Genomic DNA, 14226 nt, shown 5'->3' with positions numbered 1-14226 from the left:
TTCGGAGGTGATCTGCGGATGAATCAGGATGTTCCGACCGTGCGCCGCCGCGGCCGCCCTTCCTCCGCGACCGGTACCGAGGGCGGCGGCGAGGTGCAGTCGCTCGACCGCGCCATCGCGCTCCTGGAAGTGCTGGCGCTGTCCGATGGCCTGACCCTGAGCGAGGTGGCGCGCGCCGCCGAACTGCCGACCTCCACCGTGCACCGTTTGCTCACCACACTGGAGCGGCGCGGGCTTGTCGGCCATGACGCGGCGACCGGGCTGTGGATGGTCGGCATCGGCCTGTTCCGCGTCGGTTCGGCTTACTTACGCATCCGCAAGCTCCCCGAGATCGCGCGCGCGCTGCTACGCGAGCTTTCGCACGGGGTGAACGAGACGGTGAACCTGTCGCTGATCGAGGGGCCGCATCTCGTCTGCGTCGCGCAGGTGGAAAGCCACGCGGCGGTGCGCGCCTTCTTCCGCATCGGCGGCGATCTGCCAATTCATGCTTCCGGCGGCGGCAAGGCCATTCTCTCGGCGATGAACCCGGAGGCACGGCGCGCCTGGCTCGGCGGCGATCAGCTGCAGCGCTTCACCGAGCACACCCATATCAGCCGGCGGGCTTTGCAGGCCGACCTCGCCGAGATCGCCGAGCGCGGCTTTTCCATCGACGACGAGGAACACACGCCGGGCATGCGCTGCGTGGCGGCGGCGGTGCTGGACGAATGGCGCGAGCCGGTGGGGGCGATCTCGATCTCCGCCCCGACCGTGCGCATGCCGCCCGAGCGCATCGCCGATCTCGGCGCCCGCGTGCGCGAGGCGGCGCGGCGGCTGACGACGCAGTATTCGGGGCGGTAGGGTCCGCGTCGATCCGCCGTCATCCCGGACGAAGGCACAGCCTTCGGGCCGGGATCGCGCGCCGCAACAGCCCTCATTTGGCGGCGATCCCGGATAGGGCCTGCTGGCCCTTCCGGGATGACGACCTGAGGCCCAACCCTCAACGGCCCTCATGGCCGGGCTTGCCCGGCCATCCCGCTGCGGGCGCGCGCGTTCTGCGGAAGGCGGGATCCCCGGGTCAAGCCCGGGGATGAGGGGCCGTCAGGTGGTGCCCGCCGCGATCCCCTTCGACAAAAAAAAGCCGGCGCGATGAGCGCCGGCGTTAGTCGCCTAGGAGGAACCGAACGTTGGGTGAACCCTTCGTCCTGCTCCGGGAGGCTCGTGGGCTTTTCCCTCACCGCCGCATCTGCCGCGCGGCGTGAAAGGGAGGCCGATAGGACCGCACGAGGCGGAAAAGGAGCGGCGCGGGCGCCGCTCCGAAGCCGGTCAGACCGTAACGATCAGACGGCCTTGGCGTCGTGCATCGCGGCGATTTCTTCCTGCGAATAGCCAAGCTGGGCGAGCACTTCGTTGGTGTGCTGGCCGAGCAGCGGCGAGGCGGTGACCTCGACTTCCACGTCCGAGAACTTGATCGGCGAGCCGACGGTCAGGTACTTGCCGAGCTTGGGGTGATCGACCTCGACCACGGTGCCGCTCTTGCGCAGCGACGGGTCGTTGGCGATTTCCTTCATCGACAGCACCGGGGCGCAGGGGATGTCGAACTTGCGCAGGATGTCGATGGCCTCGAACTTCGTCTTGTCGGCGAGCCAGGACTCGATGAAGGCGAAGATGTCGAAGATCTTGTCCTGACGGGCCTCGGCGGTGTTGTAGGCCGGATCGTCGATCCATTCCGGCTTGCCCAGCGCCTTGCAGATCGGCGCCCAGGCATGGCCCTGAATGGTGAAGTAGATGTAAGCGTTCGGGTCGGTCTCCCAGCCCTTGCACTTCAGCACCCAGCCCGGCTGACCGCCGCCGCCGGCATTGCCGCCGCGCGGAACGACATCCGAGAACTCGCCATGCGGGTACTGGGGGTACTCTTCGAGATAGCCCAGCGCGTCGAGGCGCTGCTGGTCGCGCAGCTTGACGCGGCAGAGGTTGAGCACCGAATCCTGCATCGACACGGCGACCTTCTGGCCCTTGCCGGTCTTCACCTTCTGGTGCAGCGCGGTCAGGATGCCGATGGCGAGGTGCATGCCGGTGTTGGAATCGCCGAGAGCGGCGGCCGACACGGTCGGGGGGCCATCCCAGAAGCCGGTGGTGGAGGCGGCGCCGCCCGCGCACTGCGCCACGTTCTCGTAGACCTTCAGGTCCTCATAGGCGTGGCCTTCCGAGAAGCCCTTCACCGAGGCGAGGATCATGCCCGGGTTGAGCGACTGGATGTGCTCCCAGGTGAAGCCCATGCGGTCGAGCGCGCCGGGGCCGAAATTCTCGACCATCACGTCCGACTCCTTGATCAGCTTGGTCAGGACTTCCTTGCCCTGCGCCGTCTTGGTGTCGAGCGTCAGCGAACGCTTGTTGGAGTTCAGCATGGTGAAGTACAGCGCGTCGGCGTCCTTGACATGACGCAGCTGCGAGCGCGTGACATCGCCCGCGCCGGGGCGCTCGACCTTGATCACGTCGGCGCCGAACCAGGCAAGAAGCTGCGTGCAGGCCGGACCGGCCTGAACGTGCGTGAAATCGATGATCTTAATACCTTCGAGGGGCTTAGACATTGTAGTCGACTTCCCTTTTCGCGTTAACAGTCCGGACGGAGGCTCACCCTGCCGCCGGATTGAGGCCCCCATCCCGCGGATGAGGGGCTTTCGTCTCCCCATGCTCCCCGGCGCTGTTCAGCACCGGCGGGCATCTCCCAGGGGGTGATCGACTTCGGAACGATTCACGACTTCTTTTCGTCCACCCTGGCCTCACATGCCGCCGGCGCCGCGCCTTGCGCGGCCTTCCGGCGGAATGTCTCGTTGCGGGCATGCGCGGTCGCCCGCGCCATGCCCGTATCGTCACGCGACGCCTCCCGCCGCCGGGAGGCGCCTCAGGCGCGCAAGATCACTCCGCCGCCAGCGCCACGGGGGTGCCGACCGCGCCGGACGCCTTGATGCGCTCGATCTCGTCGCCGCCGAGGCCGAGAACCTCGGCGAGGATTTCCTCGGTGTGCTCGCCCAGCAGCGGCGAGCGCTCGACCTCGACATCATTGTCCGACAGCTTGATCGGGTTGCCGACGGTCAGGTACTTGCCGCGCGTGGGGTGGTCGATCTCCACCAGCGTGCCGGTCGCGTAGAGCGACTGGTCCTCGGCGATCTCCTTCATCGAGAGCACCGGGCCGCAGGGAATGTCGACCTTGTTGAGGATTTCCATCGCCTCGAACTTGGTGTGGGCCATGGTCCACGATTCGATGCGGTGGAAAATCTCGTTGAGGTGCGGCAGGCGCGCGGCCGGCGTGGCGTAGTTCGGATCGGTCTTCCATTCCGGCTCGCCGATGACATCGCAGATCTTCCCCCAGACCGGCGCCTGGGTGATGAAATAGATGTAGGCGTTGGGATCGGTCTCCCAGCCCTTGCACTTCAGGATGCGGCCGGGCTGGCCGCCACCGGAATCATTGCCGGCGCGGGGCACGGTGTCGCCGAAGGGGAAGCCCTCGCCGAACTGGCTGTATTCGCGCAGCGGGCCGCGATCGAGGCGCTGCTGGTCGCGCATCTTCACGCGGCAGAAATTCAGCACCGCGTCCTGCATGGCGCAGAGCACCTTCTGGCCGCGGCCGGTAAGGGTGCGCTGGTAGAGCGCGGTGACGATGCCGAGAGCGAGGTGCAGGCCGGTGCCGGAATCGCCGATCTGCGCGGCGGTGACGAGCGGCAGCCCGTCGCGGAAACCCGTGGTCGAGGCGGAACCGCCGGTGCACTGGGCGACGTTCTCATAGACCTTGCAGTCCTCGAACGGGCCGGGGCCGAAGCCCTTCACCGAGGCGAGGATGATGCGGGGGTTCAGCTCCTGGATGCGCTCCCAGGAGAAGCCCATGCGGTCGAGCGCGCCGGGGGCGAAATTCTCCACCATCACGTCGCAGATCTTCACCAGCTCCTCAAGGACCTTCTTGCCCTCGGGATTCTTGGTGTCGAGCGTGATGGAGCGCTTGTTGGAGTTCAGCATCGTGAAGTAGAGGCTGTCCGCATTGGGGACATCGCGCAATTGGGCGCGGGTAACGTCACCCTCGCCGGGGCGCTCTACCTTGATCACATCGGCACCGAACCACGCGAGAAGCTGCGTGCAGGTGGGGCCGGACTGAACATGGGTGAAATCGAGGACGCGAACGCCGTCCAATGCCTTGCCCATGGGGTTCCTCTCAAGATGACCCGGCTTTTCGCCGTTGTGTCGTTGTTACTTAGGGAATGGGACGGGTGGGGAAATTGCCGCTCCCCACCCGTCCCGGTTTGACTTACTTCTTCTTCACCACGCTCTGCGGGTTCAGGCTGCCGATATTGCCGCTTTCGCTGCCGGCGGCCGGGTCGATCACGGCGTTGATGAGGGTCGGCTTGCCGCTGTCCATCGCCTCGTCCACGGCGCGCTTGAGCTCGTCCGGGGTGGTGACGTGGACGCCGACGCCACCGAAGGCTTCCATCATCTTGTCGTAGCGCGAGTCGGCGACGAAGACGGTGGTGCCGGGATCGCGGCCGGTCGGGTCGGTGTCGGTGCCGCGATAGATGCCGTTATTGTTGAAGATAACGACGCAGACCGGCAGGTTGTAGCGGCAGATCGTCTCCACCTCCATGCCGGAGAAGCCGAAGGCCGAGTCGCCCTCGACCGCCAGAACCGGCTTGCCGGTTTCCACCGCGGCGGCGATGGCGAAGCCCATGCCGATGCCCATCACGCCCCAGGTGCCGACATCCAGGCGCTTGCGCGGCTGATACATGTCGATGACGCCTCGGGCGAGGTCGAGCGTGTTGGCGCCTTCATTGACCAGGATCGCGTCGGGACGCTCCTTGATCACCTGCTTGAGCGCACCCAGAGCCGAGTGGAAGTCCATCGGGGTCGAGTTCTTCAGCAGGCGCTGAGACATCTTGCCGATGTTGACTTCCTTGCGGGCGTTGATCGCGCCGATCCACTCCTGCGAGGGGGCGGTCCAGCCGGACTTGATGCCCTCGTTCAGGGCCTCGATCACCGAGCCGATGTCGCCGACCAGCGGCGCCGCGATCTCGACGTTCGAATCCATTTCCTTGGGCTCGATGTCGATCTGGATGAACTTCTTCGGGGCATCGCCCCAGGTCTTGCCCTTGCCATGCGAGAGCAGCCAGTTGAGGCGGGCGCCGACGAGGACGACCACGTCGGAATCCTTCAGCACCGTCGAGCGGGCGGCGCCGGCCGAGAGCGGATGGGTGTCGGGCAGCAGGCCCTTGGCCATCGACATCGGCAGGAAGGGGATGCCGGAGGTTTCGATGAAGGAGCGGATCGCCTCGTCGGCCTGCGCGTAGGCCGCGCCCTTGCCGAGGATGACGAGCGGCTTCTTCGCCGACTTCAGCACGTCGAGCGCGCGGGTGACCGCGGCCGGGGAGGGGAGCTGCGCCGGGGCGGCGTCGATCACCTTGACCAGCGACTTGGCGCCGGCATCGGCGTCCATCACCTGCGAGAACAGCTTGGCCGGCAGGTCGAGATACACGCCGCCGGGACGGCCGGAGACCGCCGCGCGGATGGCGCGGGCGACGCCGATGCCGATATCGGCCGCATGCAGCACGCGGAACGCGGCCTTGCACAGCGGCTTGGCGATGGCGAGCTGGTCCATTTCCTCATAGTCGCCCTGCTGCAGGTCGACGATCTCGCGCTCGGAGGAGCCGGAGATGAGGATCATGGGGAAGCAGTTGGTGGTGGCGTTCGCCAGGGCGGTGAGGCCGTTGAGGAAGCCCGGCGCCGAGACGGTGAGGCACACGCCCGGCTTCTTGGTCAGGAAGCCGGCGATGGCGGCGGCGTTGCCGGCGTTCTGCTCGTGGCGGAACGAGATGACGCGGATGCCTTCGGCCTGCGCCATGCGGCCAAGGTCCGTGATCGGAATCCCGGGCACGCCGTAGATGGTGTCGATATCGTTCAGTTTGAGCGCATCAATGACCAGGTGGAAGCCGTCGGTGAGATCCTGTTCGGTCTCGGTGGCGGCATTCACGTCAATTACCTGTGCGACTGCGGACATCCCGTATTCCCTCCCAAACGTCCTTCGGCGGGTTCATGCCGCCCTAATCTAGGTCTACGTGGTTCTCGACATGCTCGGCGAGCCGGAGCGTGTGGTCGCGTACCAGACGCTCGGCGCGGTCCGCGTCCCGCGCCTCGAGAGCAAGAATGATCTCCTGATGGTCGGAGGCCGAACGCTGCGCCCGGTCCATCTCGAAGATCGTGCGGTGGCGGATGGCCCGTACATGGAAGAACAGGTTTTCCGTCATCGCGACGAGCAGCGAAGAGCCGCTCAGCCGGATCAGCGCCTGGTGGAACGCGATATTCGCACTCGAATATTCGTCGCACCGGTCACGCTCGATCCGCGCCAGATCGAACTTCTTGAACAACGTCCTCAGCTCGGCGATCGCCTCGTCGCTTGCGCGCTGCGTGGCGAGGCGGGCCGCCATGCTTTCCAGCGCCGCCCAGGCTTCGATCATCTGGATGATCTCGGCCTTGGAGCGGCGAACAACCATAATGCCCCGCCGGGGCACGGCGCGGAGCAGGCCTTCCTGCTCCAGCATCGCGACCGCCTCGCGGATCGGCGTCCGGCTCGCGCCGAGACGCTCGGAAATATCCCGCTCGTCGAGCAGCATCGGCTCGCTCGAGCCGTAAATATTCATGTTCGTGATGGCTTCCTTGAGAGCGGCATAGGCCTTGCTCTTGAAGCTCTCCTTGGCCGGCAGGCGCTCGATGGTCAGACCATTCTCACCGCTCTGCCAGGGCTTGCTCACAACGGCCTTGCTGCTCACGGAAGCGTCCCCTGCGGAAAACCCACAGTGGATTTCCGAAAAAGTGGCATACCAAATACCAACATGTCAATTCGCTTGTCCCCGCTGCGGGGGCACCTCCGGCTCCTTTTCCTCACCCGTGCCGCGCTCCTTCTCGGAACCCTCCTGACCTTCGGTAAACCGGTCGGGGTCACGCTTGCGTATGCAATATACCACGGGTGAACACGGCTGGCGAGAGTGTCTGAACACTTTGCTGCAGTGCTCAGTCAAAAGTTCGTTCCACTACGGAGGTTTATGCCGGTACCCGCCGGGGACGGCGCGCCGCCGGGCCTTGCCCGGCAAGGCTTTGACGCGCGGACGCGGCCGCCGGACGGGGCGGGCGCGACGTGGCGGCGGCGGGTGCGCGCTCGGCCGGCCCGGGTGCGGCGCACCACGCCGGCCGGCGGTTCAGGAGGGGAAGCGGCCGTGCTTTTCCACATGGGCGGCGAGGCCCAGCGTGTGCTCGCGCACAAGGCGTTCGGCGAGATCGGCGTCGCGCGCGACCAGCGCCGCGATGATCGCCCGGTGCTCCTGCAGCGAGCGCTCCGAGCGGTTCTCCTGCCGCACCGAGACGGCACGGATGCCACGGATATGGATGAACAGATTCTCCGTCACCTCGCCGATCATGGCGCAGCCGCCGAGGCGGATGATGGTCTGGTGGAAGCGGATATTGGCGTTGGAATATTCGTTCATGTGCTCGGCCGGCGCCTCGGCCTCGAAATCGTGGAACATCTCGCGCAGTTCCGCGAGGTCGCGGTCGCTGGCGCGGCTGGTGGCGAGGCGCGCGGCCATGCTCTCCAATGCCGCCCAGACGATGATCATGTCGATGATCTCGCGCTTGGACTTGCGCACCACGAAGATGCCGCGCCGGGGCACCGAGCGCACGAAGCCTTCCTGTTCGAGCACCGTCAGCGCCTCGCGGATGGGCGTGCGGCTGACGCCGAGATCGTGCGAAAGCTGGCGCTCGTCGAGCCGGATCTCGCTGTCCTGGCCATACATGTCCATCTCGGTGATGGCCTTCTTGATGGCGTCATAGGCCAGCGTGCGAAGGCTGGTATTGGCGGCGAGAGGCGCGATGTTCAGCCTCGTCTGGGTGTCGGCGCTTTCCACGGGCGGTTTCCTCGTCAGTTGCTCAAGAATTGTTCTTGTTGTTGTCGCCGCAGCGTGCTGCGGGATGCCGGCTTTGCCGGCGCTTTACGCGGCCTCGCCCGGAAGATCGGCGACTCTCCGTGGATCAAGGCATCGTGAGCATCTTATAACACATACAGAATGTCCATGCGGGAGGCTGCGGATGGCCGCGCGCCCCCGCCGGTGCTGCCCCGCCCTCGGCGCTCCCCCGCTCTCCCCGGTCTCACCGGGGCCGCGCGTGCCCGCATCATTGTGCCGGCGGTATGCGGCGGACGGCGACGCCCGCCGGGGAGCCGGATGTGACGCTAGGTCAATACATGTGTGACGTTGGGTAATAACGGGACAGTATTCCCTATGGGAATGTGCCGTTAGGTAAGTCTGCGTCCTGCACAGGGCGCTGGTTTCTGGTATGCAAAATTTTGCATTACCCAAAATTCATAGTATGGTCGTTTTAATGGCTGATTGATGACCCGCCTGTATGGGCGTGCATAGCGGGCATTCAATAAGAAAACAGAAACTATTCGATCTCTTTACGTTGGGAAACGTTCGAGGACATCATGACATCTGACGCAACGGCATCTATCAATAAGAAGCGCTGGCTGCAGCTCGTGTTCGGCGTGATCTGCATGTGCATGATCGCCAACATGCAGTATGGCTGGACCTTCTTCGTCAATCCGATGCAGGAAACCCATGGCTGGGATCGCGCGGCGATCCAGGTGGCGTTCTCCATCTTCATCGTGACCGAGACCTGGCTGGTGCCGGTCGAGGGCTGGTTCGTCGACAAATACGGCCCGCGCGTCGTGGTGCTGTTCGGCGGCCTGCTCTGCGGCCTCGCCTGGATCATCAATTCCTATGCCGACACGCTGACCCTGCTCTATGTCGGCGCCGCTCTCGGCGGCGTGGGCGCCGGCGCTGTGTATGGCACCTGCGTGGGCAACTCGCTGAAGTGGTTCCCGGATCGTCGCGGCCTCGCCGCCGGCATCACCGCCGCCGGCTTCGGCGCGGGCTCGGCGCTGACCGTGATTCCGATCCAGAACATGATCAAGAATCAGGGCTACGAAGCCGCCTTCTTCTATTTCGGCGTCGGCCAGGGCATCGTGATCCTGTTCCTCGGCCTGTTCCTCGCCGCGCCGAAGAAGGAGCAGATCGCCGCCTTCGCCGCCAAGGCGGTGGCCAAGCTGTCCCAGTCGGCCCGCGATTTCGCGCCGAAGGAAATGCTCTCCACCCCGCTGTTCTGGGTGATGTATGCGATGTTCGTCATGATGGCCGCCGGTGGCCTGATGGCGACCGCGCAGCTCGGCCCGATCGCCAAGGATTTCGGCATCGCCGACGTGCCGGTGAGCCTGATCGGCATCACCCTGCCGGCGCTGACCTTCGCCGCCGCGATCGACCGCGTGCTCAACGGCCTCACCCGCCCGTTCTTCGGCTGGGTGTCGGACCAGATCGGCCGTGAGAACACCATGTTCGTGGCCTTCGCCATCGAGGGCGTCGGCATCTATGCGCTGAGCGTGCTCGGCCATAACCCGGTGATGTTCGTCATCCTCACTGGCCTGGTGTTCTTCGCCTGGGGCGAGATCTACTCGCTGTTCCCCGCCATGTGCGGCGATGCCTTCGGCTCGAAGTTCGCCACCACCAATGCCGGCCTGCTCTACACCGCCAAGGGCACCGCGGCGCTGATCGTGCCGTTCACCTCGATCATCACCACGATGACCGGAAGCTGGCACGCGGTGTTCATCACCGCCGCGGCGCTGAACATCATCGCCGCCGTGATGGCGCTGGTGGTGCTCAAGCCGCTGGCCTCGGCGCATGGCCGCCGGGCGGCCGCCGCTGCCGCCGCCAAGGGGGCTTCGAAGGTGGTGGCGGCCGAGTAAGCCGCCCGCTTTCACCGCGCCTTCGCTTTCAGGGCCCGTCCTCGGACGGGCCCTTTTCTTTTGCCGGACGGGCTTGGCGTCTGCCCCACCCGCCTGCAGGTTGGCAGCATTCCAATCGTAAAAACCCCACGATCCAGGCGAGATTGCCCCGCGCTTTTGCGTCATCGCGCGTGCGAGGCGAGGAAATCCGCCGATGACGGAAAGTCACCGTTACCCAGCGTTCCTGTTCTTCATCTATTTCAGAAATTTCAGCTTACGCAGGGGTGATGCGCTACAACGATGTGACATCTATTAATAGTCACCACATGGACAAGTGGAAATTGTACGTTGTCTTTAGGCTTACGGAACGGTTGGTGAGTCATAAAACCCAATTGGCATACATAATATTGTCGATTATGATCCTTCCCCAGCGGGTCGGTTCCGCAACCCTGCGTCAGGGCGCCTCCGGTCGCACGGAACGCGACGTAAGGGGACGGATACCGCGCAACCTTTGAGAACGAGATGCCGCACGAGCGGCTGTCGCGGGGGCGACGCAGAAAGCGTCCCCGGGACCAACGACAAGCCGGCGCCCGGGCCGAACAGGCACGGAGCGACCGCAATAAAAAGCCGATCCGCGGCATTTTTCGATTTGGGAGAGGAGTTCGCCCTTGAATACGTCCAAGACTCTGGCAGCCGTGGGGCCGGGCCAGGAATTCTCTGAAAGCCGCCGCTGGATGCAGCTTGTGGTCGGCGTGGTCTGCATGATCGCGACCGCCAATATCCAGTACGCCTGGACCCTGTTCGTTCCGGAAATCCAGCAGACCTTCGGCTGGGAGCGCGCCTCGATCCAGGTGGCCTTCACCATCTTCGTGCTGGTGCAGACCTGGCTGGCGCCGATCGAAGGCTATTTCATCGACAAGTTCGGCCCCCGCCTGATGGTGGCCTTCGGCGCGCTGTTCATCGGCACCGCCTGGGTCATCAATTCGCAGGCCACCAGCCTGGTCGGCTTCTATGTCGGCGCGGCCATTGGCGGTATCGGCGTCGGCTCGATCTACGCCACCTGCATCAACAACGCGCTGAAGTGGTTCCCCGATCGCCGCGGCCTCGCCGTCGGTCTGACCGCGGGCGGCTATGGCGCCGGCTCGGCCGCCACCATCCTGCCGATCGCGGCGATGATCGAATCCTCGGGCTTCCAGGAGACCTTCTTCTTCTTCGGCGTGCTGCAGGGCGGTCTCGCCTTCATCGCCGCCTGGTTCCTGCGTTCGCCCAAGGCGGGCGAGGTCAAGGCCTCGACCAAGCTGAACCAGAGCCGCCGCGACTACACGCTCAAGGAAGCCCTGAACACCAAGCTGTTCTGGCTGATGCTGGTCATGTTCACCTGCGTCGTCACCGGCGGCATGATGGCCGTGGCGCAGCTCGGCGTGATCGCGCAGGACCTCGGCGTCAAGGAGTTCGAGGTCAACCTGTACTTCTTCACCATGGCCGCCCTGCCGCTGGCCCTGATGCTCGACCGCGTCATGAACGGCATCTCGCGCCCGCTGTTCGGCTGGATCTCGGACCACATCGGCCGTGAGAAGACCATGGTCATCGCCTTTTCGCTCGAAGGCATGGGCATTATCGCGCTCGGCTATTTCGGCCATAATCCGTGGGCGTTCCTCATCCTCTCCGGCGTCGTGTTCCTGGCCTGGGGCGAGGTGTACTCCCTGTTCTCGGCGCTGGCCGGCGACGCCTTCGGCACCAAGCACATCGCGAAGATCTATGGCGTGCTCTACTGCGCCAAGGGTATCGGCGCGCTGTTCGTGCCGATGGGCAACCTGCTGATGGAAGCCACCGGCACTTGGTCGACCGTGCTCTACACTGTCGCCGCCATGGACCTGTTCGCCGCCTTCCTCGCGATCACGGTTCTGCCGCGCACGCTGAAGGCGCATGTCGCCCAGTCGGCGGCCATGGCGCCGGCGGTGGAAAAGACCGGCACCGCTTCGGCGCATGCCTGATCGGATCGCCGTCCCGGCCGGCCTTGCCGCCGGGACGCACCGAAAGACCTGGGATCAGGGGCCCCTCGCGGGCCCCTTTTTCATGCGCGAGTGATCAGCCGCCCGTGGCGGCGGCCAGCGCGAGGTCGGCGAGATACTCGACCTTCAGGCTGGCGGCCGGCCCGAGGCGGGCAAGCGCCGCGCGATCGAACCAGCGCGCTTCCAGCGCATCGTCCGCCGCGACCGGCTCGCCCGCCTGCCATCGGCAAAGCACGGCGATCATCGCGAAATGATGGGCGAGGGCGCCCGCGCTGTCGTGCTCGATGAAGTCCAGCACGGTGATGAGGCGCGGGGCCCCGGCGACAAGGCCGGTTTCCTCGTGCAACTCGCGCAGCGCCGCGTCCAGATAGGGCTCGCCCGGCTCCACCCGCCCGCCGGGAAAACCCCACAGCCCCTGGTCCGGCGGATTGGCGCGGCGCACCAGCAGCATCGCGCCCTCGCGTTCCACGAGGGCGAGGACGGCGACGGTGGGGCGGACAGGGGGCGGCGTCATGCAGAGAGGGCTCCCGGTTGAGAACGCGGCCGGGAGTGCCCCGGCCGCGCCAAAAACTACTCCGCCGCTGTGACATCGCGATAGAGCTGGCCGCCGCCGTCGCGGAAGCGGGCAGCCATGTCCTCCATGCCCTGCGCGGCCTCTTCCGCCTGCCGGGCGGTGTCACGGATTTCGTGACTGATCTTCATCGAGCAGAATTTCGGCCCGCACATGGAGCAGAAATGGGCCAGCTTGTGCGCCTCCTTCGGCAGGGTCTCGTCATGGAAGGCGAGGGCGGTGTCGGGGTCGAGAGCGAGGTTGAACTGATCCTGCCAGCGGAACTCGAAGCGTGCCCGCGAAAGCGCGTCGTCCCAGGCCCGCGCCAGCGGGTGGCCCTTGGCGAGGTCGGCGGCGTGGGCGGCGATCTTGTAGGTGATGACGCCGGTCTTCACGTCGTCGCGGTTGGGCAGGCCGAGATGCTCCTTCGGCGTGACATAGCAGAGCATGGCGGTGCCGAACCAGCCGATCATCGCCGCGCCGATGGCGCTGGTGATGTGGTCATAGCCCGGCGCGATGTCGGTGGTCAGCGGCCCGAGCGTGTAGAAGGGCGCTTCCCCGCAGGTGGCGAGCTGCTTTTCCATATTGGCCTTGATCTTGTGCATGGGCACATGGCCGGGGCCCTCGATCATCACCTGGCAGTCGTTCTGCCAGGCGATCTGCGTCAGCTCGCCCAGCGTCTCCAGCTCGGCGAACTGCGCCGCGTCATTGGCGTCGGCGATGGAGCCGGGGCGCAGCCCGTCGCCGAGCGAGAAGGTGACATCATAGGCGCGCATGATCTCGCAGATCTCGGCGAATCGCTCATAGAGGAAGCTCTCGCGGTGATGGGCGAGGCACCATTTCGCCATGATGGAGCCGCCGCGCGAGACGATGCCGGTGACGCGGTTGGCGGTGAGCGGCACATGGGCGAGCCGCACCCCGGCATGGATGGTGAAATAGTCCACGCCCTGCTCCGCCTGTTCGACCAGTGTGTCGCGAAACACCTCCCAATTGAGGTCCTCGGCGATGCCGCCGACCTTCTCCAGCGCCTGATAGATCGGCACCGTGCCGATCGGCACCGGCGCGTTCCGCACGATCCAGTCGCGAATGTTGTGGATATTCCGCCCGGTGGAGAGGTCCATCACCGTGTCGGCGCCCCAGCGGATCGCCCACACCATCTTGTCCACCTCGTCCGCCACGGAGGAAGTGACGGCGGAATTGCCGATATTGGCGTTGATCTTGACGAGGAAATTGCGGCCGATCGCCATCGGCTCCAATTCGCCATGGTTGATATTGGCGGGAATGACGGCGCGCCCGCGCGCCACCTCGTCGCGCACGAATTCCGGCGTCACCACATCGGGAATCGCCGCGCCGAAATCCTCGCCGTCGCGGAGGATCTCACGCATCCGCTCGCGCAGGCCGTTCTCGCGCAGGGCGACATATTCCATCTCCGCCGTGACGATGCCGGCGCGGGCATAGGCCATCTGCGTCACCGCGCCGGCTCTCGCGCGCAGCGGGCGATGGGCGAGCGGGAAGGGCGTGACCAGCTTCTCGGCGGGGACATGGCCGTTATCCTCCGGCTTCACCGCGCGCCCGTCATAGGCCTCCACATCGCCGCGCGCGCGCACCCAGGCGTCACGCGGGCGCGCGAGGCCGGCGGCGATGTCGATGCGGGCGTCCGGGTCGGTATAGGGGCCGGAGGCGTCATAGACCGCGAGATTGGGCTCGCCGGCCGAGGGGTGCAAAAGGATTTCGCGGAACGGCACGCGGAAGCCGCGCACGGTGCATTCAGCATAAATCCGCCGCGAGCCGGGAATCGGCCCGGTGGCGACGCTGGGAGTGTCGGGGGATTTGGTCGACATGCTGGATCTCCTGAACCATGGGTTGGGGAGATCCGGGCGTAT

10 protein-coding genes are annotated in these 14226 nt (G+C 65.7%); 3 read left to right on the top strand and 7 right to left on the bottom strand.

The annotated features are described in order from the left end of the window. The first annotated feature begins 18 nt into the window (after nucleotides 1–18). The gene (locus AAC979_RS14170) at nucleotides 19–837 is read left to right on the top strand and encodes an IclR family transcriptional regulator (RefSeq protein WP_371347518.1); all 819 of its coding nucleotides are present in this window, start codon (nucleotides 19–21) and stop codon (nucleotides 835–837) included. A 479-nt stretch (nucleotides 838–1316) separates the two neighbouring features. Here AAC979_RS14170 and frc (AAC979_RS14165) read toward each other — a convergent pair whose 3' ends face one another. The 5 genes from frc (AAC979_RS14165) to AAC979_RS14145 all read right to left on the bottom strand — a co-directional run bounded on the left by frc (AAC979_RS14165) (nucleotide 1317) and on the right by AAC979_RS14145 (nucleotide 7913). Continuing rightward, nucleotides 1317–2567 (bottom strand): formyl-CoA transferase, encoded by a 1251-nt coding sequence (gene frc, locus AAC979_RS14165; protein WP_244450748.1) that lies wholly within the window; start codon nucleotides 2565–2567, stop codon nucleotides 1317–1319. Between the two features lie 328 nt (nucleotides 2568–2895). Further along, the gene (gene frc / locus AAC979_RS14160; RefSeq protein ID WP_371347517.1) at nucleotides 2896–4173 is read right to left on the bottom strand and encodes a formyl-CoA transferase; all 1278 of its coding nucleotides are present in this window, start codon (nucleotides 4171–4173) and stop codon (nucleotides 2896–2898) included. 103 nt (nucleotides 4174–4276) lie between these two features. Next, nucleotides 4277–6016 (bottom strand): oxalyl-CoA decarboxylase, encoded by a 1740-nt coding sequence (gene oxc, locus AAC979_RS14155; protein ID WP_371347516.1) that lies wholly within the window; start codon nucleotides 6014–6016, stop codon nucleotides 4277–4279. 43 nt (nucleotides 6017–6059) lie between these two features. Further along, on the bottom strand, nucleotides 6060–6785 hold the full coding sequence (locus AAC979_RS14150; protein WP_371347515.1) for a GntR family transcriptional regulator: 726 nt from the start codon (nucleotides 6783–6785) through the stop codon (nucleotides 6060–6062). A gap of 426 nt (nucleotides 6786–7211) precedes the next feature. Beyond that, a complete protein-coding gene (locus tag AAC979_RS14145) occupies nucleotides 7212–7913 on the bottom strand; it encodes a GntR family transcriptional regulator (protein WP_371347514.1) in 702 nt (233 codons plus the stop codon). Between the two features lie 575 nt (nucleotides 7914–8488). Here AAC979_RS14145 and oxlT (AAC979_RS14140) point away from each other — a divergent pair. Together oxlT (AAC979_RS14140) and oxlT (AAC979_RS14135) are read left to right on the top strand one after the other, a co-directional pair. Beyond that, entirely contained in the window at nucleotides 8489–9802 is a 1314-nt protein-coding gene (gene oxlT / locus AAC979_RS14140) for an oxalate/formate MFS antiporter (RefSeq protein ID WP_371347513.1), read from the top strand. Nucleotides 9803–10515: 713 nt separating this feature from the next. Continuing rightward, nucleotides 10516–11775: an oxalate/formate MFS antiporter gene (gene oxlT, locus AAC979_RS14135; RefSeq protein ID WP_371349061.1), complete on the top strand. Its 1260-nt coding sequence runs from the start codon at nucleotides 10516–10518 to the stop codon at nucleotides 11773–11775. Between the two features lie 94 nt (nucleotides 11776–11869). On the opposite strand, the gene AAC979_RS14130 is transcribed toward oxlT (AAC979_RS14135), so the two are convergent. Beyond that, nucleotides 11870–12307, bottom strand: coding sequence for an NUDIX hydrolase (locus AAC979_RS14130; protein WP_371347512.1), 438 nt, complete (start codon nucleotides 12305–12307; stop codon nucleotides 11870–11872). A gap of 56 nt (nucleotides 12308–12363) precedes the next feature. Further along, nucleotides 12364–14184 carry a phosphomethylpyrimidine synthase ThiC gene (gene thiC, locus AAC979_RS14125; RefSeq protein WP_371347511.1) on the bottom strand — a complete coding sequence of 607 codons (1821 nt, stop codon included), beginning with the start codon at nucleotides 14182–14184 and terminating at the stop codon, nucleotides 12364–12366. Nucleotides 14185–14226: the final 42 nt, after the last annotated feature.

Source organism: Ancylobacter sp. IITR112, assembly GCF_041415945.1.
GTDB lineage: Bacteria > Pseudomonadota > Alphaproteobacteria > Rhizobiales > Xanthobacteraceae > Ancylobacter.
Note: the sequence above shows the minus strand (reverse complement) of the source record. Positions and strands in the feature narration are given on the sequence as shown.

What these genes read in the sequence shown, in the direction of transcription:
- AAC979_RS14130 (WP_371347512.1), bottom strand. Translation starts at nt 12,307, where the DNA reads ATGACGCCGCCCCCTGTCCGCCCCACCGTCGCCGTCCTCGCCCTCGTG.
- frc (WP_371347517.1), bottom strand. Translation starts at nt 4,173, where the DNA reads ATGGGCAAGGCATTGGACGGCGTTCGCGTCCTCGATTTCACCCATGTT.
- frc (WP_244450748.1), bottom strand. Translation starts at nt 2,567, where the DNA reads ATGTCTAAGCCCCTCGAAGGTATTAAGATCATCGATTTCACGCACGTT.
- thiC (WP_371347511.1), bottom strand. Translation starts at nt 14,184, where the DNA reads ATGTCGACCAAATCCCCCGACACTCCCAGCGTCGCCACCGGGCCGATT.
- oxlT (WP_371349061.1), top strand. Translation starts at nt 10,516, where the DNA reads ATGCAGCTTGTGGTCGGCGTGGTCTGCATGATCGCGACCGCCAATATC.
- oxlT (WP_371347513.1), top strand. Translation starts at nt 8,489, where the DNA reads ATGACATCTGACGCAACGGCATCTATCAATAAGAAGCGCTGGCTGCAG.
- AAC979_RS14170 (WP_371347518.1), top strand. Translation starts at nt 19, where the DNA reads ATGAATCAGGATGTTCCGACCGTGCGCCGCCGCGGCCGCCCTTCCTCC.
- oxc (WP_371347516.1), bottom strand. Translation starts at nt 6,016, where the DNA reads ATGTCCGCAGTCGCACAGGTAATTGACGTGAATGCCGCCACCGAGACC.